A 22398-nucleotide genomic window follows, 5' to 3' on the forward strand; every position below is an offset into this window, starting at 1 on the left:
TCGCCTGGCCGGCGGGATCAGCCGATTTCGAGGGCGATCTCGATCATGGTGGTGAACGCCGTCTCCCGTTCGGCCGGCGTGGTCCGCCTTCCGCTGGGAATGTGGTCGCTGACGGTGAAGATGCCCAGTGCGTCGACACCGGCGGCAGCCGCATTCGCGAACAACCCGGCCGACTCCATCTCCACCGCAAGCACACCCATCCGCGCCCACTTGCCCAGCGTCTGGTCGTCGGCGTTGTAGAAGATGTCCGAGGACAGGACGTTCCCGACGTGGCTTGTCGCGCCGCGTTCGTCGGCAAGGCGTTTGGCCTGTTCGAGCAGCCGGTACGACGACAGCGGCGCCCAGGTGCCGGGAATCGAGAACTGGCTCAGGTAATTCGAATCGGTCGAGGCGCCCTGCGCGATCACCACGTCGTACAGGTCCACGTGTTCCTGCATCGATCCGCAGCTGCCGACGCGGATCAGGTTCCGGACGCCGAAGGTGTGGATGAGTTCGTGGCTGTACAGCGAGATCGACGGGATGCCCATGCCGGTGCCCATCACCGAGATCTCCCGGCCCCGGTAGGTTCCGGTGTAGCCGAGCATGTTGCGTACCCGGTTGAAGCACTGCGCGCCGTCGAGGTAGGTCTCGGCGATGAACTTGGCACGCAACGGATCACCCGGCAGCAGGATGGTCTCGGCGATCGGCACGCCCTGTGGGTCGATGTGCGGGGTGGACAGATGGGTCATCGTTCTCCTTACGCGGGTGGCTACTTCGATGGTGCCGGATCGGTCAGGCCCAGGTGCTCGGTGATCTCGGCGGCGATCCTCGCCAGCCGGTCCCGTGCGCGCTCGTGCGGAATGTCGGGACCGGTACACGGTTCGATCACCTCCAGGTAGCACTTGAGTTTGGGTTCGGTTCCCGACGGCCGCACGATCACCCGGTCGCCCTGGGCGGTGCCGATCAGCAGGCCCTCGGTCGGCGGCAGATCCGGGTTCGGTTCGGCCAGATCACGCCACTCGGTCACCGGAGCTCCGGCCAGCGTCGTGGGACGATCGGAGTCCAGCCGGGCCATCGCCGCACCGATCCGCGCAGGGTCGGCGACCCGGAAACTCAGCGGCGCGGTGGCGTGCAGCCCGTGCCTGCGCGCCAGGTCGTCGAGCAGATCCTCGATGGTCCTACCTTCCTCGCGCAGCGATTCGATGAGGGTGATCACCCGCATCATCGCGCCGATACCGTCCTTGTCCCGGACGGCCTGCGGATCGGTGCAGTAGCCGATGGCCTCCTCGTACCCGAACCGCAGGCCGGGGGTGCGGGCGATCCATTTGAACCCGGTCAGGGTGCTCCGGTGAGTCAGTCCGTGATGTTCGGCGATCCGGGCGAGCAGCCTGCTCGAGACGATGGAGCACGCGAGGGTGTCGCCGGAGCGGGCACCGTCGGCCGCGGCCTGCTCCCCCAGCACGGCGCCCAGTTCGTCTCCCGACAGCTGACGCCAACTACCGGTGCGCGACGGAATCGCCACCGCGCACCGGTCGGCGTCGGGGTCGAGGGCGATCACCACGTCGGCGTCCGACGACTTCGCCAGCACCAGTGAAAGATCCAGCGCGCCAGGTTCTTCCGGATTCGGAAACGGAACCGTCGAAAAGTCCGGGTCCGGGGCGAACTGTTCGGCAACCACGTGCACGTCGTCGACGCCGGCCCGGCTCAGCACCCGTGTGGCGGTCTCGCCGCCGACGCCGTGCATCGCGGTCAACACAACCCGGACCTGGGACGGATCGGTCCGCGTGCGGTAGGCGGCGACTCGGGTGATGTAGTCCTCGGCCACACCTGCCACGGCGTCGGCGGGATCCACCGATGCCAGCGGAATCTGGTCGGCGGGCGCGCAGGCGTCGATGCGGGCGGCGATCTGGCTGTCGGCGGGGGCCACGATCTGCACTCCCCGGGCGTGATCCTCGGCGACCGCCCGGCCACCGAGATACACCTTGTAGCCGTTGTCGGCCGGCGGATTGTGCGAGGCGGTGATCATGATGCCGGCGTCGGCACCGAGGGTGCGTACCGCGAAAGCCGTCACAGGGGTGGGCAGTCGCCGCGGCAGCGCCAGCACCCGGAGTCCGGCCCCGGCGAGCACACCGCACGTGGCGTCGGTGAACGCCGCCGAACCGTGCCGGGCATCGCAGCCGACCACGACGCGCGCATCGGGGCCGACCACATCGTGAAGGTAGGCGGCCAGACCCGCGGTGGCCGCCGTGACCACGGCGACGTTCATCCTCGACCGCCCGGCACCGACCGCGCCCCGCAGACCGGCGGTGCCGAACCGCAGCGGCCCGGACATCCGACTGGACAATTCGGCCAGCGCCGACACGTCGGTGCCGGCCCGAGTGCAGAGGCCGGAGAGTTCGTCACGGGTGATCGGGTCCGGGTCGTGACGTATCCACTCGCGCGCCGCATCCACCAACCCACCGGTTTCGCTCACGGACGTGAACCTACCCGTACCCGGCCGTGAGGGCACGCCCATGCTCGGTACCCTTAGTGCAGCCTAAGTAGTGCGCGCCATTGCCCGAAGGAGCGAAGACAACGATGACAGACAGCACACCGACCGAATCCACCCCGGTACTGACCCGCGACCAGATCGTCGGCGACCTCGCCGAGGTTCTCGACATCGCCCCCGGTGAGATCGCCGACGACACGAATGTCCTGGACATCGGCCTTGATTCGGTGCGGCTCATGTCGCTGATCGAACGCTGGCGGGCCCAGGGCGCGCACCGCGCCGACGTGGTCATCCTTGCCGGTGACCCCACCGTCGGCGCGTGGGTGCGCGAGCTCAACACCCCGTCGTAGGCGTCCCCGCCGGACCGTTAGAGTGGTCTGGACCATAGGGTGAGGAGCGCAATGAAGTTCGGTTTGCAGATCGGCTACTGGGGAGCAGAACTGCCCGTCGGGCAGCGGGAGTTGGTCGCCGCCGCCGAGGAATGCGGTTTCGATTCCGTGTTCACTGCGGAGGCATGGGGTTCGGACGCGTACACGCCGCTCGCGTGGCTGGGGTCCGATACCGAACGCATCCGCCTGGGCACCTCGGTGCTGCAGTTGTCGGCGCGTACACCCACAGCCTGCGCGATGGCCGCGCTGACGCTCGATCACCTCAGCGGCGGCAGGCATATCGTCGGGCTCGGTGTGTCCGGGCCGCAGGTGGTCGAAGGCTGGTACGGGCAGCCCTTCGCCAAACCGCTGGCCCGCACCCGCGAATATATCGACATCATGCGTCAGGTCTGGGCGCGTGAGGCACCCGTCGCCTCATCCGGCCCGCACTACCCGCTGCCCTACACCGGACCCGGGTCCACCGGGCTGGGCAAGACGCTGAAGCCGATCGTGCATCCGCTGCGCCGCGACATCCCGATCTTCCTCGGCGCCGAAGGCCCCAAGAACATCGCGCTGACCGCCGAGATCGCCGACGGCTGGCTGCCGCTGTTCTTCACCCCGCGCATGGCCGACATGTACAACGCGTGGCTCGATGAGGGATTCGCCCGGCCCGGTGCACGCCGCAGCCGAGAGGATTTCGAGGTGTGCGCGACAGCGCAGATCTACCTGACCGACGACCCCGCGGCCGTCCTCAACGGCCTCAAGCCGGTGACCGCGCTGTACATGGGCGGAATGGGCTCGGAGGACACCAACTTCCATGCCGAGGTGTATCGGCGGATGGGCTACGGCGAACTCGTCGACGAGGTGACCGCCCTGTTCCGCAGCGGCCGCAAAGAGGAAGCGGCAGCGGCGATTCCGGATGAGGTGATCTCGGAGTCGACCTTGATCGGTGACGCGGACAGTGTGCGTGAACAGATCCGGGTGTGGGAGGCGGCCGGCGTGACCACACTCCTGGTCTCCGCCGGTTCGGTGCAGCAGATCCGGGATATCGCCACACTCGCCTGAAATCCGCCCTGGCGTTTTGAGTGTACGCATGTACACTCATTGCATGGTTGACTGTTCACCGGCCGCGACGGACGCGCAACGCCGTGAAGAAGCACGGGCCCTGGCCCACCTGAGTCTCACCGAACTGGGCAAGGCCGCCCGCGGAGTGTCGAAGGTGCATCGTTCGATTGCCGCGGGTGTCTTCGGCACGCTGGGCCGGACGCCGCTGCGGACATGGTCGGATCCCACGCGCGCGGTGCACGATGCGATCAGCGAGGGCGTCTACGCGGCCACCGCCGGCTCGCTCGAGACCGCCGGTGGCGTCGCGGGTTCGGTGGTCGGTGGCTGGGGCCGGCCGCCGTCGCATACGGTGCCCGGCGCACTCGGGATCGCTGTGCTCAACGGGTTGATCGGCGACGAGCTCACCGCATCCGGATCGCCGCTCGCCTCGTCGATGCAGATCTGGCATGGGGGCCGGCCGGTCGAACCGACAGTCGAAGCGTTGCGGTCGGCGTTCGGTGCGCCCTCCGACGTCGCCGCGGTTCCCGGTCATCTCGTGGTGTTCATGCACGGTCTCATGGAAACCGAGATCGCCTGGAACGCAGGAGAAAAGCCCGGCTATGGGCTGCGGCTGCACGAGGAGATCGGGGCCTGTCCCGTTTACGTGCGGTACAACTCCGGCAGGCATATCAGCGACAACGGGCGCGAACTCGACAACCTGCTTTCCGCGCTGGTGGTGTGCTGGCCGGTGCCGGTCCACACACTGACACTGGTCGGTCATTCGATGGGCGGGCTGGTGGTGCGCAGTGCCTGCCACCACGCATCCGACGGCCATTCGCTGTGGCTACGCGTGCTGCGCCACACCGTGTGCCTGGGTTCTCCGCATCTGGGTGCGCCCCTCGCGCGGGGCGTCAACGCGGCAGCCGTGGCGCTGCACACGACGCCGGTGACCCGGCCGTTCGCCAACCTGCTGCGCAGGCGCAGTGCGGGTGTGCGGGATCTGCACCACGGCACCGTGCTCGCCCGCGACTGGGAACAGAATCCGGACCCGGACAGGTGGTCTCAGCCGATGGCGACCGATGTCTGGCTCTCGCCGCACGCCCGGCACCTGTACGTGATCGCGACGGTCACCCGAAGCACCCGGCACGTCGTCGGCAAGGTCGTGGGCGACGGGCTGGTCCTCGCCGACAGCGGTCGTGGCCGCAACAAGCGGCGCCACGTCGGCTATCTCGCCGACGACGGCCTGCATATCGGACGATCGAACCATTTCACACTGCTCAACGACGACACGATCTACGAATGGATGCGGGACCGGATCAGGCCGCAACGCGCGATCACCGCCTGACCGAACGCCTGTGCCGGTCAGTGCCGCCGGCCCCGCCGTCTACGCTCACGCGGGTGGTCACCCGTGTGGTCACCATCGCCGCGGTAGTCCGGGCTGCTCGTCAAATGCCAACTGCCACATTCGCAGTGGTAGCTACGAAGCCACGGCACGCCGTACCTGGTGCTGCGTGATCGTTCGATCGCCTCGGTGGCCTCCACCGGGGTGCGGTAGCAGTCCTTGTACTGCGTCGGGCACTGTACCGTCTGCGGTTTGCCCCGGCGCAGCGGGCGTGGCCTGCTCCACGCCGTGCGCTGCTCGACGGCGCGATAGAACTCCTCGAGTTCGTCGTCCGAGAACGCCACGGCGGACCTTTCGCTGGATGGCCGACCGATCCTACGTGCCTGCCGGTGAGGTCAGCGCGCCATCCACAGGCGCCTGCGCACAACCTTACGCATCCGATCGAGCTCAGCCGTGGTCAGCTTCTCCGGAGGAGCCACCTCGATGAGCCGATCGACTTCGCCGAAGAAGTCGCGGTCGGACAGGCCGAACTGCTCGCGGATCGCCACCGATGATCCGCCGCCGAGCGGGTACCAGTCGGTCTCGAAGGCCAGCATCTTCTGATGCGTAGGGTTGTCCATGCGTTCACGTCCTTGTGAGCGGGAGGGGGCGGCAACGATCGCCCCCCTGGCGATCAGCCTTTGCCGACACAGTACACAAGAATCCGGCCCGCTCAAGTGATTCCCTCACCGAAGGCCGACACCCTGGGATCCCCGTCGGTGGCAGTCAGGATCCGTAGCGGGGCACTGCCGCGAAGACCTCCACGCTGCGCGGTACGCCTTTCGCCTTGAATCTGCGGCGGCGCAAGGCATATCGCGTCGACGGGTCGACGTCGTCACCGACCGCGGCCGTCAGGGTGTCGCGGGTGACCAGCAGTTCGCCGGCTCCGGCGGCATCGGCCACCCGGGCGGCGATATTGACATCCACCCCGAGGTAGTCGTCGTCCACGACCCGAGGTTCACCGGTGTGCAGCCCGGCTCGCAATTGCGGCCGGTAGCCCTCCACCTGCAACGCGCTCACCGCGCCGACCACCTCGTACCCCGCTTCGATGGCGGCGGCCGCGTCGGTGAACACGGCCATCGTGCCGTCGCCGAGATGCTTGACGATCCTGCCGCTGTGGTCACGGATCACCTTCTCCGTCGCGGAGTTGACCTCGGCGAGCAGAGTCAGGACCAGGTCGTCGCCGGCACGTAACGCCCACGTCGAGAAACCGACGAGGTCTGTGAACAGAATCGTTGCCTGTCTCGGTTCGGTCGCCCGGGGCGGGCGTCTGGTGACCAGCCCCTGCCAGGCCGACACCGCCGCCAGGCCGAGCTCCCGCACGGCACTGGGCTGATCGGGGCGGGACTTGTCGATCAGGCGCCCCACCCGCCCGGAGAAACGATCTGAGTCGGTGTCCACAGCCGACGGCAGGAGGCTGCGGGCGGCACGGGCTGCACGCACGGCGGCGTCGGACGAGTCTGTTCGGGACAGGAGTTCGGCGGCCCGGCGCCCCGCAGCGGCCGGCCCCCTGCGCTCGGTTCCCTCGTTTTTCCGTTCGCCGGACTCGGTGTTGCCGCCACGCTCACGTGGGTCGCCGCCGTCCCCGGACGGCGGTATGTCATCAGTCCCGCTCACGCGAGACAGTGTAGTGGTCGGGTGCTGTCAACCGTCGGCACTTATCGCAGCCGCTCGGCATCACGTGCCACGTCGAGGAGCGCCCCCGCCATGTCCCGGAGCTGAGCCCGGCTGACGTCCTCGGCGATTGCTGTGGCCAGATCCTCTGCAGCACAACGTAATTCGAACATCCGGTCGCCGAATGCCTCGACCTCGGCCGCGCTCAGGATCATCGCGTCCGCGGGTATCGACGTCCCCTCGGCCAAGGTGCGTTGCTCGTAGGCCCGTTGCCTGCACGATCTCTTGCAGTACTTGCGTCGACGCCCGAGTTCGGAATCGACCATCGACCGGCCGCACCATGCACACGAATACGGTCGGCGTCGCTGGGATTCCTGCACGTCCATGACCGTACTCACCCACCCCCGGACCCCCCTACCGTGACACGCACCACCGTGACACGCCACCACCGTGACACGCACCACTACGACAGTCACCCGATCGGGCCACACGTGACAAAGAGTGTGTTCACTATACTTGTCGGCGATCCTGCCGCTTGGCACCTCAAGGCCCGAACCACTCCCGAAGGAGCACCAATGAGTCAGACCGAGATTTCTCCGGATTCCTCCGCGGAGGGGGTGCCACCGTCAACAGCAGGGTTCGGGTCACCCTCGAAACCGGCGAGGTCGTCACCGGGGTGATCGTCGAGGATTTCGGCGAGCTCATCCCCACGGGCGGGTCGGTCGAAGCGACCATCGATGACGAGCGTGGCGCCGCGCGGCTGCGTCGGTTCCTGATCAACACCGACCGCGGTGTGGTGTTCGGCGACCCCGATACCGTCGAGGTCATCGGCTGACGCTCTTCGGGAACCTTCCCGCCACAGTCGACGTTGATAGCCCGGACAACGTCGACCTTCGTGCGCGTACCCCTCGTGCGCGTAGTATTGGCGGGTAGTTGTCCGAGTCCGGTGCGCCGACCACGTCCATGTGGCCGGATTGCTCCGGCGGTTGACCAAGCGTTTTGAGAGGAACAAGAACCTATGGCTGATCGAGTACTTCGCGGTAGCCGCCTCGGTGCGGTGAGCTACGAGACCGATCGCGACCACGACCTCGCGCCACGGCGGATCGTCCAGTATCGCACCGACAACGGTGAGATCTTCGACGTCCCGTTCGCCGACGACGCGGAGGTTCCGTCCAAGTGGCCGTGCAAGAACGGCATGGAAGGCACGATCCTCGAAGGTGCCGAGCCCGACGAGAAGAAGGTCAAGCCGCCGCGCACACACTGGGACATGCTTCTCGAACGCCGTTCCGAAGAGGACCTGCAGGTGCTGCTCAACGAGCGTCTTGAGCTGCTCAAGCAGCGTCGGCGCGGTGTCGTGGGCTGAGCGCGCCCGCGCACGTATTCATCACGACGAACTTCATCACGACGAAGAATGCCCGGTTGCCTACAGAGGTCACCGGGCATTCTTCGTGGGAACGACGGTCGGCGTCAGCGTCGCCGCAACTGTGCCAGGCGGCTCGCCACACCCCAGCGGGCCACCATCATGAATGCCTCGGTCATCACGCCGCCGTCCATCTTCGACTCGCCCACCTCACGTTCGGTGAAGGTGATGGGTACCTCGCGGACGTCGAAACCGGCCTGCACCGTTCGCCAGGCGAGGTCGATCTGGAAGCAGTATCCGGCGGAGTCGACGGTGGCGAGGCTGATCTTGTCCAGAACCTCCCGACGATAGGCACGGAAACCCGCGGTGATGTCGTGGATGTGTGCGCCGAGTGCCAGCCGGGCGTAGGTGTTGGCGCCCCGGGACAGCCATTCGCGGCGCTTGGGCCAGTTCACCAGGCGTCCGCCTGGAACATATCGCGACCCGATGACCAGATCGGCACCGTCGTTGACGGCCGCGAGCAGGGAGCCGAGCTGCTCGGGGGCGTGTGAGCCGTCTGCGTCCATCTCGATGATCACTGTGTAGGTGCGCGCCAGCCCCCACGCGAACCCGGCGAGATAGGCCTTGCCCAGTCCGTCCTTGACCGTGCGGTGCAGCACATGCACGCGGCCGTCGGTGTCGCCGGCGGACAGTTGGTCGGCGAGTTCACCGGTTCCATCCGGGCTGGAGTCGTCGACGACCAGCACATGGATGCCGGGCAATGCCCCGTGCAGACGAGCGAGGATGCCGGGCAGGTTGTCGCGTTCGTTGTAGGTCGGGATGACCACCAGTGCGCGTGTGCCGTCAGCCGCAACGACCCCGGCCTGCCGGTCTGCTCCGGGACTGCTGCCGGTGGTGGCGCTATCTGGCGATTCCATCGATCTCCTCGGATGTGGTGTCCGCACTGTCCTCGCGGTCACTGGTGGTGCCCATCCGCCGGATAGGAAACCTTTGGGAGAATCTAGTACGCCGCGTGATTGCAAACAAAAATGCTGCGATCGCGATCACTACCGCGGCGGTCTGCGGCAGACCGCCGAGCTGGGTCGCGATGGTCGTGTCCGAGCGCAACGCCAGGTGCGAGGTGAGAGTTGCCGGGGTGAAGAACCCGGACTTCGATTCGATCATGCCGTCTGCGCCGACGATCGCGCTGACCCCGCTCGTTGCCGCCACCACCACCGACCGGCCATGTTCGACCGCCCGCACCTGGGACATCGCCAGTTGCTGATAGGTCATGTTGGTGCGGCCGAAGGTGGCGTTGTTGGTGGGCACGAACAAGAACTCGGCACCGTCGCGGACCGCCTTGCGTGCCGAGCGGTCGAACGCGACCTCCCAGCAGGTGGAGATTCCGACGCGGACGGTTCGGCCACGGGCGTCGACATCGACGGCCCCGGGACCGGTTCCGGGACGGAAGTCTCCGGCCATGTCCGCGTACGAGGAGAAGAGCCGGAAGAAGCTGCGCCACGGGAGGTATTCGCCAAACGGCTGGACGATGTGCTTGTCGTAGCGGGCGGTGGGGCCGCGGTGCGGATCCCAGACGAGCACAGAGTTGGTGGGGTGTCCGCCGTGGTCGTACAGGAGGGTGCCCAGCAGGATAGGCGCGTCGATGAGGACCGAGGTGTCTTCGATCGCCTGTGCTGCGTCGGTATTGATCTGTGGTGAGATGTCCGAGGCGTTCTCGGGCCACAGCACCAGGTCGGGGGCCATCGCCCGCCCGGCCTGGACGTCGTCGGCCAGGCGTTTCGTTTCGGCGATGTGGTTGTCGAGCACGGCCCGGCGCTGGGCGTTGAAGTCGAGGCCGAGCCTGGGTACGTTTCCCTGGATCGCCGCGACATTGACGGTCGACGTCGAGACCGTGCGGTCGATGGTGTCGGGGGTGACCAGGATCGCGCTCACCGGTCCCACCAAGGTCAGAACCGCCGCGATCGCAGCCCACGTGACCGTGTCCGGGCGGCCGGCTTCCGGTTCCGGAACGATCTGGTCGCGAGTCTGTGCCCGGGTACGCAGGGAAGCCGCGATGATCACGACGAACCACGCCCCCGCGGCCCCGAACAGAGCCACCGCCCCGGACAGGCCCGGTGCGCCGAGGATCGAGGCCAGCGGCAGCAGCGGTCCGTCGACCTGGCTGAACGCGGTCCGGCCCCATGGGAACCCGCCGAAGGGGAACGACGATCGCACCGCTTCGACGAGGATCCACGCCAGGGTGAACCAGACCGGTGGCACCGGCAGTCGCATCGTGATCGTCGCGATCACTCCGAACAGTGCCAGGTAGCCGGCCATGACTGTGGCCAGCGCCAGCCACGGCAGTGGCCCCACGTACTCGCCGATCCACGGCAGCAGCGGAACGAAGAAGCCCAGGCCGAACGTGAAACCGATCCAGGCGCCGGTACGGGCACGGGGTCTGCCCACCGACAGCAGCGCGAACAGCGCACCGAGTGCGAGCACCGACAGGTACCACGACGACCGGGGTGGGAACGCCAGGTACATGCCGGCGCCGGCGACCACCGCGAGTGCGGTGCGGATCAGCCACAGTCTGCGATCAGCCGGCGACCACTGCCGCAGGCGTGTCAGCGGTCCGGGTCGCCCGGTGCCGTCGGGCCCGCTCACCCGGCCGTCTCCGCCGAGTACACGCAGACGCCGTCGCGGAAGGTCTGTACGCACCGCGGCAGGTCGGCGGCCGGGGAGACGTCCGGGAGTGCGGGCACGCGGGCACGCGGGTCGGTCGACCAGCGCTGGACCCCCGCGTGGGAGCCGACGACCACCAGTTCGTCGGCCTCCCAGACGGCGAAGTGTGCGGGTGCGCCGGGGACGAGGGTGCCGGTGAGTCCGTCGTTGATCCCGCCGGCGCGCCAGCCGCCGCGGGTGGTCGCGGCGAACGCGGCGCGCGCTGAGATCGCGTTGCGGGGCTGATGGTGATGGACCGCGGCCCTGATCGTGGCCCATGGATCGATGCCGGTGACCGGGGCGTCCGAGGAGAACGACAATGCGACACCGGCCTTGGCCAGTGCGCCGAAGTCGTTGAGTCCGGCCGCCCGATCAGCCCCGAGACGCTGTTCGTACAGTTCGCCGGACCCTCCCCAGGCGGCGTCGAACTGCGGCTGCATGCTGGCGATCACGCCGCAGCGCGCGAGGATGTCGGTGTCGCGGGCCGAGATCATCTCGGCGTGTTCGAGCCGGTGGGCGCACCGGGCCAGTGCCGGGGTGCCCAGTTCGTCGGCGACCTCGCCGAACGCGGCGGCCACCGAAGCGGCGGCGGCGTCGCCGATGACGTGGAAACCGGCCTGGATCCCGGCGGTCGTGCAGGCGACGATGTGTCGGCGGATGATGTCGTGGTCGAGGTAGGTGATCCCGGTCCGCTCCGGCGCGTCGGCGTAGGGCTGCGACAGCCAGGCGGTGTGCGACCCCAGCGACCCGTCGACGAACAGGTCACCACCGAGGGCGTCGGCACGCAGCTCCCGCATCAGTGTGTGTGCCTCGTCGGGGTCGGCGGCGGCCTGCCCCCAGTAGCGCCGGACCGATATCGGATGGTCGAGGTCGGCGATCGCCAGGAAGTCGGCTCTGCCGCTGATGTCGGGGCCGCCGTTCTCGTGTACGGCCACCACCCCGACGGACGCCGCGTGATCGAGGGCCCGGATTTGGGCTCGTCGCCGCTGGTCATCGTTCAGCAGCGCCCGCGCCGCGCCGCGCAGCAGGTGGTGCGCGTCGGCGACCAGGGGTTCGGCGGGATGAAAACCGGTCGCATCGGCCAGCCCGGGCAAGCGCCTACGCAAGGCGGTGGACGCGACGGCCGAATGCTCGTCGATACGGGACAGGTAGACGGGACGCTCGCCCACGATCGCGTCGATCTCGGCGGTGGTGGGGAATCGTCCCTCGCCGGCGACTGCGGTGTCCCAGGCCGAGTCGTCCCAGCCGGTCCCCCAGAGCAGCGCGCCGGGCGCCGCCACGGCGTGGGCCGCAGCGAGCAGTGCCAGGCAGTCGCTGCGGCTCGTCGCCGACGACAGGGTCAGCCCGCCGAGCGCGAGGCCGGTGGAGGTGAGGTGGACGTGCGAATCGACGAACGCCGGGGCCACGAATCTACCGTCGAGGTCGACGATGCGCGCGCCCGGATGTAGGGCATGCCCGACGTCGTCGCTGCCCACCCACACGACGATGCCGTCGGTGACGGCCAGTGCCGTCGCGTCGGGTGCGGCAGGTGAGTACACCGCACCGCCCACATACAGATCAGTAGCCACGATCGTCCAGTGTGCCTGACGTCTACCGGCCCGGGCTATTTCGCCTGTGGCAGACTCCGCATGCTGCTTTGATAGTGGTCCGGGGTGGCGACCGGGTCGGTGTAGACGACGTCGCCGTCGAGGATGTCTCCGTCGATGACGTCGCCGGGGCGTACGCGGTCGTCGGTGAACAGGCTCACCGAGTACAGGCCGATGCGGTCCATCGACGCGTTGAAGCGGCGGGTGCCGTAGGCGGTGACCGTCGGCCGGGCCAGCTTGCGCACCGGTGGGGCCAGCAGGCCCATCCCGGCCACCGTCGAGACGACTCCGGGAAGCAGGAGCAGGGTCGCGGCCAGTGCGGTCAGTCCGGTGTCGGCCATCGCGGGCACCGGGTCGATCTCGTTGCGTGATGCGCGCCGCAGGTCGGCGGCCAGTTTCCGGGTGTGGCGACGCAACACGATCAGGCCGACGGTGAACACCGCCAGTCCGGCGAGCACAGCCCAGCCGAATCCGAGCAGGTGGATGGCCAGGGCGAAGGCGCCGATCTCCACTGCCCCGTAACCGAGAACTATCGCAAGGCGCATGAGAATGACACCTGACCTCTCCGTTGGGTGCTGTTCGGTCGTTCCGGATGCACCCGTCGAGATGTTCAACGTACGAGTGTCCGGATTTTCTCCCGGGACTGCTGTGAACCCGCTGTGCGCGGTTCGCGGAGTGTCAGCCGTCCGCGTCGCGACCTTCGATATCGCCTTCGGCCTCGACGTAGATGCGGCGCAGTTCGGCGAGCAACTCGGCGGGCGGTTCGTGCCACATTTGTCGCTGCGCCGCCTCCAGCAGACGTTCGGCGATTCCGTGCAGCGCCCACGGGTTGGATTGGCGCATGAACTCCTGATTGGTCTCATCGAGCACGTAAGACTCGGTGAGCTTTTCGTACATCCAGTCGGCGACCACATCGGTGGTGGCGTCGTAGCCGAACAGGTAGTCGACGGTGGCGGCCATCTCGAAGGCGCCCTTGTAGCCGTGGCGCTGCATCGCCGAGATCCAGCGCGGGTTGACCACGCGGGCGCGGAACACGCGGCTGGTCTCCTCCGACAGGGTGCGGGTGCGCACTGCATCGGGTCGGGTGGAGTCACCGATGTAGGCCTCGGGGTCCTTACCGGTGAGGGCGCGGACGGTGGCGACCATGCCACCGTGGTACTGGAAGTAGTCGTCGGAGTCGGCGATGTCGTGTTCGCGGGTGTCGGTGTTCTTGGCGGCCACCGCGATCCGTCGGTACGCGGCGCGCATGTCGTCGACCGCCGGCACACCGGCCAGGTCGCGGCCGTAGGCGTAGCCGCCCCACTCGGTGTAGACGCGGGCCAGGTCCTCGTCGCTGCGCCACTCGCGGGAGTCGATGAGCTGCAGCAGACCCGCACCGTACGTGCCGGGTTTGGACCCGAACACCCGCGTCGAGGCCCTGCGCCGGTCCCCGTGTTCGGCCAGTGACGCGCGCACATGGGCGGCGACGAAGTTCTGCTCGTCGGGTTCGTCGGCGTCGGCGGCGAGGGCGACGGCGTCATCGAGCATGGTGACCACGTGCGGGAAGGCGTCGCGGAAGAAGCCGGAGATACGGACGGTGACGTCGATGCGCGGCCGGCCCAGTTCTTCGAGGCCGATCAGTTCCAGGCTCGATACGCGCCTCGACATCTCATCCCACACGGGCATTACGCCGAGCAGGGCCAGGACTTCGGCGATGTCGTCGCCGGAGGTGCGCATGGCACTGGTCCCCCACACCGACAGACCGACCGAGCGGGGATATTCACCGTGATCGGCCAGGTAGCGTTCGAGCAGCGAGTCGGCCATCGCCCGGCCCGTCTCCCATGCCAGCCGTGACGGCACCGCCTTGGGGTCGACGGAGTAGAAGTTGCGGCCGGTCGGCAGGACGTTGATCAGGCCGCGCAGCGGCGAGCCGCTGGGCCCGGCCGGGATGAAACCGCCGTCGAGGGCGTGCAGCACCCGGTCGATCTCGACGGAGGTCTGCCGCAGCCTGGGCACCACCTCGGTGGCGGCGAAGGTGAGGATGTCGGCGACGGCCTGCGGGTGGCCCTGGGCTGCGGTGGCCACCGATTCGGCCGACCAGTCCCCTTTCGCGCAGGTGGTGACCAGGCCGCGGGCGATGGTCTCGAACTCATCGACCTCGGTGCGTGCGGCGGTGCCGTCCTCGGTAAGTCCGAGTGCTTCGCGCAGACCGGGCAGCGCCGACGTTCCGCCCCACAATTGGCGCGCCCGCAGCATCGCCAGGACCAGGTCGGTTTCGGTATCGGCGTCGGGGGCCTGTCCGAGGACGTGCAGGCCGTCGCGGATCTGCACGTCCTTGATCTCGCACAGCCAGCCGTCCACGTGCAGCAGCATGTCGTCGAATACGTCCTCGTCGGGGCGTTCTGCCAGGCCCAGGTCGTGGTCCATCTTGGCCGCGGTGAGCAGTGTCCAGATCTGCTGGCGGATCGCGGGCAGTTTCGACGGGTCGAGCGTCGAGACGTTGGAGTGCTCGTCCAGGAGCTGTTCGAGTCGGGCGATGTCGCCGTAGGATTCGGCGCGCGCCATCGGCGGGATGAGGTGGTCAACGAGCACGGCGTGGGCGCGACGTTTGGCCTGCGTGCCCTCACCCGGATCGTTGACCAGGAACGGGTAGATCAGCGGCAGGTCGCCGAGCGCGGCGTCGGTGCCGCAACCCGACGACATACCGAGGGTCTTGCCGGGCAGCCATTCGAGGTTGCCGTGTTTGCCCACGTGCACGACGGCGTCGGCCCCGAAACCATTGTCGCCGTAGCCGGTTCCGTTGAATCCGGCGACCCAGCGGTAGGCGGCCAGGTAGTGATGCGAGGGCGGCAGATCGGGGTCGTGGTAGATGGCGACCGGGTTCTCACCGAAGCCGCGCGGCGGCTGCACCAGGATCGCGATGTTCCCGAAAGTCATTGCCGCGATGACGATATCGCCGTCGGGGTTGGCGGACCGGTCGACGAACAACTCCCCCGGTGCCGGACCCCAATGCTTTTCGACCCCCTCGCGCAGGTCGTCGGGCAGCGTGGCGAACCACGTGCGGTAGTCGGCGGCCGAGACCCGAATGGGGTTGGCGGCCAATGTTTCCTCGGTCAGCCAATCGGAATCCTGTCCGCCCTTGGCGATGATCGCGTGGATGAGCGCATCCGAATCGTCTTCTGCCAGACCGGGAATCTCCCCGTCGTCGCCGATGTCGTAGCCGGCCTCGCCCAGCGCCGCTAGCAGCCGTAGCAGGCTGCGCGGGGTGTCCAGGCCCACGGCGTTGCCGATGCGGGCGTGTTTGGTGGGGTATGCCGACAGCATGATCGCGACCTTGCGGTCGGCGGGCGCGGTCTTGCGCAGCCGGGCGTGGGAGACGGCGATGCCGGCGACGCGGGCGCAGCGTTCGTGGTCGGGCTGGTACCAGGGCAGGCCGTTCTCGTCGAACTCCTTGAACGAGAACGGGACCGTGATGATCCGGCCGTCGAATTCGGGGACCGCGACCTGGGTGGCCACATCCAGCGGCGACAGACCGTCGTCGTTGGCGGCCCAGTCGTCCCGCGAACCCGTCAGGCACAGGCCCTGCAGGATCGGGATGTCGAGGGCGGCCAGGCGTTCGATGTTCCAGGCCTCGTCGTCCCCACCGGCCGATGCGGCGGCCGGGGTGGATCCGCCCGCCGCGAGGACGGTGACGACGAGCGCGTCGGTGGTGCCGAGCAGGTCGATGAGTTCGTCGGGTGCGGTGCGCAGCGACGCGCAGAAGATGGGCAGCGCGCGTGCCCCTTTGGCCTCGACGGCGGCGCACAGGGCGTCGACGTAGCGGGTGTTGCCGGCCAAGTGTTGGGCCCGGTAATACAGGACGCCGATGGTGGGCGCGCCGTCGGGAACCTCGGCGACGGTGCGTTCGAGCACGCCCCAGCCGGGTGTCTGCTGCGGTGGCTCGAACCCGTGTCCGGTGAGCAGCACCGTGTCGGACAGGAAGTGGTGCAGGTTCGTGAGGTTCTCGACGCCGCCGGCGGCGAGATAGTTGTGCGCTTCGGCCGCCACACCGGCCGGTACCGTCGACACCGCCATCAGGTCCGGGTCGGGCTGCTGCTCGCCCGAGAGCACCACCAGCGGCTTGCCGAGCGCCGTCGCCGCGGCCAGGCCGTCCTCCCAGGCGCGAACGCCACCGAGGATGCGGATCACCACCAGATCGGCACCGTCGGCAAGTTCGGCGACATCATCGACGAGAATCCGGGCGGGATTGGCCACCCGGAAGCCGGCCCCGGACGCCGAGGCGGTGATGAGGTCGGTGTCGGAGGTCGACAGCAGCAGAATCATGGCTCTCCTCACCGGGAAGCGCGCCCGGGATAGTCGGTCGTGGCAAGGCGAGCGGCAGGTCTGACTTCGGTGCCCCGAGCCGGGCACACCGTTACAGTGACGCGACCGTGCCGGATTCACACCGGCTTCCGCTACTCGCACGTCACAGCCTAGCCATCGGTGTGCGGTCGTAGCGGGCCTACCCTGGGTGGGTGACCGACTCCCATCGCGACCGCACCGACCGCTGCCCCGGCGTGTTCACCACCCATGCTGCGGCCGACGGTGCGCTGGCCCGGATCCGGCTGCCCGGCGGGTCGATCACCGCACCGCAACTGGAGGCACTCGCCGAGGGGACAGCCGAGTACGGCGACGGATTTCTGGAGATCACCGCCCGCGGCAACCTCCAGATCCGCGGCATCGGCGACACCGATGCTCTCGGCGCGCTGATCGTCGACGCGGGGCTCGCGCCGACGTCGACCCATGATCGGGCCCGCAACATCGAGGTCTCTTCGCTCACCGGACGTATCGGCGGTGCGGCCGACCTGCGGCCGGTGGTGGCCGAGCTCGACGACCTGCTGCGCGCCGACGAGGTGTTCGCCAGGTTGTCGGGGCGGTTCCTGTTCGGTCTCGACGACGGCCGGGGCGACGTCCTTGCCCGACACCCCGACGTCACGGCTGTTGCCCGCACCGGATCGGTCGCGGACGTGCTACTCGGCGAGCTCACGCTCGGTTCGGTACCCGTTGACGCGCTGGCCTCCGAGATGACCGCGGTCGCGCGTGACATGGTGCAGGTCGCACCCTCCGCGTGGCGGGTAGGCGACCTGACCGGTACCGAGCACGCGGCGATCGTGACGGCCGCGTCCGCCAGGCTTGACGCGGCCGTCGGCGAACCCGGAACGCCTCTCGCAGCGTCGCCGTCACCGATCGTCGGCTGGTTTGACCAGGACGACGGCGCGGTGCTGCTCGGCGGTGTGGTGGAACTGGCCCGGCTGCCGGCCCGCCTGGCGCAGTTCCTCGCGGCCGTCGGCAAGCCGATCATCTTTACCCCGGAACGCGAGATCCTCCTGTGCGACCTCGACGAGGCAGTCGCCGAGACCGTGGTTCGGGTGCTGGCGCCGATGGGCCTGATCTTCGATGCGGCGTCGCCGTGGACATCGGTAAGCTGCTGCGTGGGTGCCCCCGGCTGCGGGCGGGCGCATGCGGCGGTCCGTGAGGATCTGGTGCTACGGGTCAAGCAGGACCCGGTCGATGAGCGTGAACATTGGTCGGGCTGCGAACGCGGTTGCGGCGCACCCACCGACGCGCACCTGCGGGTGGAGGCCACGCCCGACGGGTATCGGCGCACCCACGCCCACGGGTGAACGCACGCGCATTTACGCTGAGGGGCACCATGAGTGACTACCTGCGCGACGGTGCCGCCATCTACCGTCAGTCCTTCGCCATCATCCGCTCCGAGGCCAACCTGTCGGCTTTTCCTCCCGATGTCGCGAACGTGGTGGTGCGGATGATCCACGGCTGCGGCCAGGTCGATCTGGCCGACGACGTGGTGGCCACCCCGGGTGTCGTCGCGGCGGCGCGGGCCGCACTGGAAGCCGGTGCCCCGATTCTGTGCGATGCGAACATGGTCGCCTCCGGTGTCACCCGGCGACGGCTGCCCGTGGACAACGACGTCTTATGCTTTCTTGGTGAGCCCGGTCTGGCGGAACTGGCTCAACGCCTGAATACCACCAGAACTGCTGCGGCGCTGGAGTATTGGAAACCACTGCTGGCCGGATCGGTGGTGGCGATCGGCAACGCACCCACCGCCCTGTTCGCTTTACTGGACCTGATCGACGCCGGAGCCGACAAGCCTGCCGCGATCGTCGGCGCCCCGGTCGGGTTCGTCGGTGCGGCCGAATCGTGTGAGGCTCTCGCCGCCCGCACTGATCTGGAGTTCCTCACTGTGCGTGGACGGCGTGGTGGTTCGGCGATCGTCGCCTCCGCGCTCAACGCCCTGGCCTCCACATCGGAGGTATGAGCGATGACCGCGAACGGCAAACTGTGGGGCGTCGGACTGGGCCCCGGGGACAGCGAACTGGTCACCATCAAAGCGGCGCGGCTGATCGGCGAGGCGCCGGTGATCGCGTATCACTGTGCGCGCCACGGCAACAGCATCGCCCGGTCGGTGGCGTCGCCTTATCTTCGGGACGGGCAGATCGAAGAGCGGTTGATGTATCCGGTGACCACCGAGACCACCGACCATCCGCGCGGCTACACCGGGGCGCTCGCCGACTTCTACACCGAGTCGGCCGCGCGGCTGGCCGAACACCTGCGCGCCGGGCGTGACGTGGTGCTGTTGGCCGAGGGCGATCCCCTGTTCTTCAGTTCCTACATGCACATGCACAAACGTCTGGTCGGCGAGTTCGACGCCGAGATCGTGCCCGGCGTGACCTCGGTGAGCGCGTCGTCGGCGGCGATGACGATCCCGCTGGTCGAGGGTGACGAAACGCTGACCGTAGTCCCCGGCACTCTGTCGCAGGAGGATCTGACGGCACGGTTCCGCGGCGCCGACGCGTTCGCGGTGATGAAACTGGGCCGCACCTTCACCACCGTGCGGGCCGCACTGGAGGCCGCGGGACGGCTCGACGAGGCCTGGTATGTCGAGCGGGCATCGACGTCGGCGCAGCGGGTGCTACCGGCGGCCGACGTGGATCCGGCTCAGGTGCCGTACTTTTCGATGATCGTAGTGCCAGGTGGACGCAACAACCCGTCCGCGGCGGGTGTGAGTGGTTCCGGTGAGGTCGTCGTCGTCGGTCTCGGTCCTGGCCGCGACAGCTGGACCACCCCGGAGGTCCGTGCCGAATTGGCCGCCGCCACCGACCTCGTCGGCTACACGACCTACCTCAAGCGACTCACCCCGCGACCGGGGCAACGCGTGCACGCGAGCGACAATCGCGTCGAATCCGAACGCGCCGAGTTCGCTCTCGCCCTGGCCCATCGGGGTGCGCGGGTGGCGGTGGTGTCCTCCGGCGATCCCGGGGTATTCGCCATGGCCACCGCGGTCGCGGAGGTTGCTTCCGAGCCAGCCTGGCAGGACGTGCCGGTGCGGGTGGTGCCCGGCGTCACGGCCGCGACAGCGGTCGCGGCCGCGGTCGGTGCCCCGCTCGGCCATGACTTCGCGGTCATCTCCCTGTCGGACCGGCTCAAGCCGTGGGAGGTGATCTGCGAACGCATCCGCCACGCGATCGCCGCGGACCTGGTCATCGCGATCTACAACCCGGGCTCGGCGAGCCGATCCTGGCAGGTACCCGCCCTCAAAGAGCTACTCCTCCAGTCGGTGTCACCCGAGCGTGTGCTCATACTGGGACGCGATGTGGGCGGTCCGGAGCAGTCCTTACACACCACCACCGTAGGCGATCTGGATCCGTCGGTCGTCGACATGCGCACCCTGCTCATCATCGGATCATCGGCAACAACAGCAGCATCCCGCCCCGCCGGCAACCTGGTCTTCACCCCCCGCCGCCACCCGGCCACCTGAGACACTCCGAACCCAGAAAATTTCCGGCGGAATAGCGGGCGGCCAATCTGCCAGAAAATCGTGCGAGACGGCTATCGGATCGCTTGCTCGACGGCGCTGAGCAGGTCCGACGGTGCGGTGAGGTCGACGGCGTGGCCGTTGATCTGGACGGTTGGGGTGGCCTGGACATCGGTGAGTGCGTCGCGTGTGCCGGCGCTCACCCAGTCGGCGTACGTGTTTGCGGTGATGCACCCTTGCACGTCGGTCGATCCAGCGTCGAGTGCCAGGGAGGCAAGCTTGGCGTCGTCGTGGCCCGCCCCGCCCTCGGCGGGCTGCTGGTCGTACAGCATCGCGTGATAGCGCAGCCAGGTCGACCAGTCGCCACCTGTCGCAGTCGCCTCTGCCACACACGCCGACGCATTGGTGGCCCGCGACGAGTACCTGTTGGTGGACGCACCGTCGAGGAACGAAATCATCCGATACTCGACGATCACATCGGGGTTGGCGCGCAGGGTGGTCAGTGCGTCACCGAACATGATCTCGAACTGTTTGCACGCCGGGCACTGCAGATCCTCGAACACCGTCACCACCACCCGGTTGTCTATGTCGTGGGCGCTGGGCGGTGCGACGCGAAGACCGTAGCCGGTCGCCACGGACGGCACACCCTCCACCTTCAACGGCGCCGATCGCGCATTCGCCGGGGCGGCAGCCGTCGGCTCACCAGACACACGTGTCACCATCGGGTAGGCCACCGCACCGGCCACGACGACCACCACCAGCGCCACCGCAACGATCACACCGATCGCACCCGCGGTACGAGACGGTTTCGGTGCCGAACCCGGCCCGGACCCGAACGGTTCGCCCGGCGCGGGCTGATACTGAACCGGATGCTGTGGTGGCAGGTACTGTGGCGAACTCATCGCTGCTCAAAGTAACAGGGGCGCAATCTCGTCACTGCGTATCGTGACGAATTCGATGACCAGGCTGGGTGGAGCTCCGCCACGAGGCATCAACCGAAAGGACGATCACCAGCTCCAGGGCGGAACTGCGCCGGCAATCGGAGAGTCGATCTCGCCGGACTCACCTCCACTCCCAGTCAATCTGGTCAAGGTCGTCCGTCGGGTATCCGTGGTGCTCGACAAGATGCTCGAGCGTGAATGACCGGTCCTCCGGGCTGATGAGGCGAGCAAGAGGCTCATCAATCACTTCGAGTACGTCCCGGATTGCGTTGTTCACGTGCCGAACTCGTGTCAGGCCGAGCCAGACGATCTTCGGTGCCTCCAGGATTCCATCGGTGTGCTGTAAACACCTTTCGACCTCCCTGCGGTAGGCCAGCAGTGTGCGGAAGAGCGATGGAAGTCCATTGAACTCTTCGGGTTGCAGCGGAGCGAAGGTCGCACGCACCGATCCGTCGACGAGACTGGTGCTGAATTTTCCGACGGAATTGTCATTCATATCCACCAGTTCGGGAATTAAGGCAGCGTACAGTGGGTCGGCCGCATCGATAAAGTAGCCCGACGAAAACATCTCAGGGTCCTCCGGCAGGCCAAACGCCGCGAGTAGGGCACGGAATCGACGGAACCGGATGAGACGGGGCGGATTGCTTGCCAATCCCTTCTCCGTCCACGTGCGCAGATCTGATTGGAGTCCTTTCAGGTCGAGGTAGACGGCAAGCAGATCTCGTGAGGTGAAGGCTCGCGCGGATGTCGGGTTGGTCATTGTGGTCTCCTTTCGACAGGAAATGAGTACCACTGGGGTCTGACATCGACGCGACACCAAAGCAGATGTGAGGACGATGTGGTCAGTCATCGCTGCACTGGACCGTGCAGTTGTCATCGCAGACCGAGACGAACTGGTGGACATAATGAACGCATCCGAACAGTCAGAATGGTGTGCAGATCCTCATGGGTTCAATATGCGCGACGTTGCCACTCTGAAACCTATGGTCCGGGCACAGGAGACCAAGTACTCGACCGCAGCCCGAAAGTTCCGGGAGCGAAACGATCACGTTGGACTTGTGCGGTTGTTTCGGGCATATCTGGACCACCGAGTTCGCGCTGGCCGACGCTTCGCAAGAGCTTTGAGATGTGGCGGAATCTAC

Annotated in this window: 21 protein-coding genes and 1 riboswitch; of the genes, 8 read left to right on the forward strand and 13 right to left on the reverse strand. The window is 67.7% G+C overall.

The genetic code is table 11. From position 1 onward, the window contains the following. Nucleotides 1-17: 17 nt before the first annotated feature. Both deoD and KDB67_RS05330 read right to left on the reverse strand, forming a co-directional pair. Complete coding sequence (gene deoD / locus KDB67_RS05325) at nucleotides 18-728, reverse strand: purine-nucleoside phosphorylase (RefSeq protein WP_291013326.1); 711 nt, start codon at nucleotides 726-728, stop codon at nucleotides 18-20. 20 nt (nucleotides 729-748) lie between these two features. Continuing rightward, entirely contained in the window at nucleotides 749-2452 is a 1704-nt protein-coding gene (locus KDB67_RS05330) for a phospho-sugar mutase (protein ID WP_291013328.1), read from the reverse strand. Nucleotides 2453-2556: 104 nt separating this feature from the next. On the opposite strand from KDB67_RS05330, the gene KDB67_RS05335 reads away from it, so the two are divergent. From KDB67_RS05335 to KDB67_RS05345, 3 genes are read left to right on the forward strand one after another with little or no spacing between them, the layout of a single operon-like run. Beyond that, a complete protein-coding gene (locus KDB67_RS05335; protein ID WP_291013331.1) occupies nucleotides 2557-2817 on the forward strand; it encodes a phosphopantetheine-binding protein in 261 nt (86 codons plus the stop codon). A gap of 51 nt (nucleotides 2818-2868) precedes the next feature. Continuing rightward, complete coding sequence (locus KDB67_RS05340; protein ID WP_291013333.1) at nucleotides 2869-3900, forward strand: LLM class F420-dependent oxidoreductase; 1032 nt, start codon at nucleotides 2869-2871, stop codon at nucleotides 3898-3900. Between the two features lie 43 nt (nucleotides 3901-3943). Next, the gene (locus KDB67_RS05345) at nucleotides 3944-5224 is read left to right on the forward strand and encodes an alpha/beta hydrolase (RefSeq protein WP_291013337.1); all 1281 of its coding nucleotides are present in this window, start codon (nucleotides 3944-3946) and stop codon (nucleotides 5222-5224) included. 17 nt (nucleotides 5225-5241) lie between these two features. Here the strand turns inward: KDB67_RS05345 and KDB67_RS05350 are convergent, their stop codons facing one another. The 4 genes from KDB67_RS05350 to KDB67_RS05365 form a co-directional block, all read right to left on the reverse strand. Further along, on the reverse strand, nucleotides 5242-5565 hold the full coding sequence (locus tag KDB67_RS05350) for a hypothetical protein (RefSeq protein WP_291013340.1): 324 nt from the start codon (nucleotides 5563-5565) through the stop codon (nucleotides 5242-5244). A gap of 51 nt (nucleotides 5566-5616) precedes the next feature. Continuing rightward, the gene (locus tag KDB67_RS05355) at nucleotides 5617-5841 is read right to left on the reverse strand and encodes a DUF3263 domain-containing protein (RefSeq protein ID WP_291013343.1); all 225 of its coding nucleotides are present in this window, start codon (nucleotides 5839-5841) and stop codon (nucleotides 5617-5619) included. A 145-nt stretch (nucleotides 5842-5986) separates the two neighbouring features. Beyond that, a complete protein-coding gene (locus tag KDB67_RS05360; RefSeq protein WP_291013346.1) occupies nucleotides 5987-6877 on the reverse strand; it encodes an adenylate/guanylate cyclase domain-containing protein in 891 nt (296 codons plus the stop codon). A 41-nt stretch (nucleotides 6878-6918) separates the two neighbouring features. Further along, nucleotides 6919-7260 (reverse strand): hypothetical protein, encoded by a 342-nt coding sequence (locus KDB67_RS05365; protein WP_291013408.1) that lies wholly within the window; start codon nucleotides 7258-7260, stop codon nucleotides 6919-6921. A gap of 290 nt (nucleotides 7261-7550) precedes the next feature. On the opposite strand from KDB67_RS05365, the gene KDB67_RS05370 reads away from it, so the two are divergent. Both KDB67_RS05370 and KDB67_RS05375 read left to right on the forward strand, forming a co-directional pair. After that, nucleotides 7551-7709, forward strand: coding sequence for a hypothetical protein (locus KDB67_RS05370; protein ID WP_291013349.1), 159 nt, complete (start codon nucleotides 7551-7553; stop codon nucleotides 7707-7709). Nucleotides 7710-7892: 183 nt separating this feature from the next. After that, on the forward strand, nucleotides 7893-8237 hold the full coding sequence (locus KDB67_RS05375; protein ID WP_291013352.1) for an RNA polymerase-binding protein RbpA: 345 nt from the start codon (nucleotides 7893-7895) through the stop codon (nucleotides 8235-8237). Between the two features lie 104 nt (nucleotides 8238-8341). On the opposite strand, the gene KDB67_RS05380 is transcribed toward KDB67_RS05375, so the two are convergent. From KDB67_RS05380 to cobN, 5 genes are all read right to left on the reverse strand, one after another. Then, the gene (locus KDB67_RS05380) at nucleotides 8342-9151 is read right to left on the reverse strand and encodes a polyprenol monophosphomannose synthase (RefSeq protein ID WP_291013354.1); all 810 of its coding nucleotides are present in this window, start codon (nucleotides 9149-9151) and stop codon (nucleotides 8342-8344) included. Then, nucleotides 9135-10757, reverse strand: a complete 1623-nt coding sequence (gene lnt, locus KDB67_RS05385) for an apolipoprotein N-acyltransferase (protein ID WP_291013410.1) — start codon at nucleotides 10755-10757, stop codon at nucleotides 9135-9137. Before lnt ends, KDB67_RS05380 begins: the two co-directional genes overlap by 17 nt. Nucleotides 10758-10873: 116 nt before the next feature. Beyond that, nucleotides 10874-12502, reverse strand: coding sequence for an amidohydrolase family protein (locus tag KDB67_RS05390; RefSeq protein WP_291013357.1), 1629 nt, complete (start codon nucleotides 12500-12502; stop codon nucleotides 10874-10876). A gap of 35 nt (nucleotides 12503-12537) precedes the next feature. Next, a complete protein-coding gene (locus KDB67_RS05395; protein ID WP_291013359.1) occupies nucleotides 12538-13065 on the reverse strand; it encodes an FxsA family protein in 528 nt (175 codons plus the stop codon). Nucleotides 13066-13198: 133 nt separating this feature from the next. Continuing rightward, on the reverse strand, nucleotides 13199-16822 hold the full coding sequence (gene cobN, locus KDB67_RS05400; protein ID WP_291013361.1) for a cobaltochelatase subunit CobN: 3624 nt from the start codon (nucleotides 16820-16822) through the stop codon (nucleotides 13199-13201). A 35-nt stretch (nucleotides 16823-16857) separates the two neighbouring features. Further along, nucleotides 16858-16995, reverse strand: a riboswitch (cobalamin riboswitch). An 18-nt stretch (nucleotides 16996-17013) separates the two neighbouring features. On the opposite strand from cobN, the gene KDB67_RS05405 reads away from it, so the two are divergent. The 3 genes from KDB67_RS05405 to KDB67_RS05415 are packed head-to-tail and all read left to right on the forward strand — an operon-like array spanning nucleotide 17014 to nucleotide 20318. Continuing rightward, entirely contained in the window at nucleotides 17014-18162 is a 1149-nt protein-coding gene (locus tag KDB67_RS05405) for a precorrin-3B synthase (RefSeq protein ID WP_291013363.1), read from the forward strand. Between the two features lie 29 nt (nucleotides 18163-18191). Further along, nucleotides 18192-18818, forward strand: coding sequence for a precorrin-8X methylmutase (locus KDB67_RS05410; protein ID WP_291013365.1), 627 nt, complete (start codon nucleotides 18192-18194; stop codon nucleotides 18816-18818). A gap of 3 nt (nucleotides 18819-18821) precedes the next feature. Next, entirely contained in the window at nucleotides 18822-20318 is a 1497-nt protein-coding gene (locus KDB67_RS05415) for a precorrin-2 C(20)-methyltransferase (protein ID WP_291013367.1), read from the forward strand. 71 nt (nucleotides 20319-20389) lie between these two features. Here KDB67_RS05415 and KDB67_RS05420 read toward each other — a convergent pair whose 3' ends face one another. Further along, nucleotides 20390-21217 (reverse strand): thioredoxin domain-containing protein, encoded by an 828-nt coding sequence (locus KDB67_RS05420; RefSeq protein ID WP_291013370.1) that lies wholly within the window; start codon nucleotides 21215-21217, stop codon nucleotides 20390-20392. A 160-nt stretch (nucleotides 21218-21377) separates the two neighbouring features. Further along, a complete protein-coding gene (locus tag KDB67_RS05425) occupies nucleotides 21378-22016 on the reverse strand; it encodes a hypothetical protein (protein ID WP_291013372.1) in 639 nt (212 codons plus the stop codon). Nucleotides 22017-22398: the final 382 nt, after the last annotated feature.

This window comes from Gordonia sp. (in: high G+C Gram-positive bacteria) (assembly GCF_020438995.1).
Lineage (GTDB): Bacteria > Actinomycetota > Actinomycetes > Mycobacteriales > Mycobacteriaceae > Gordonia.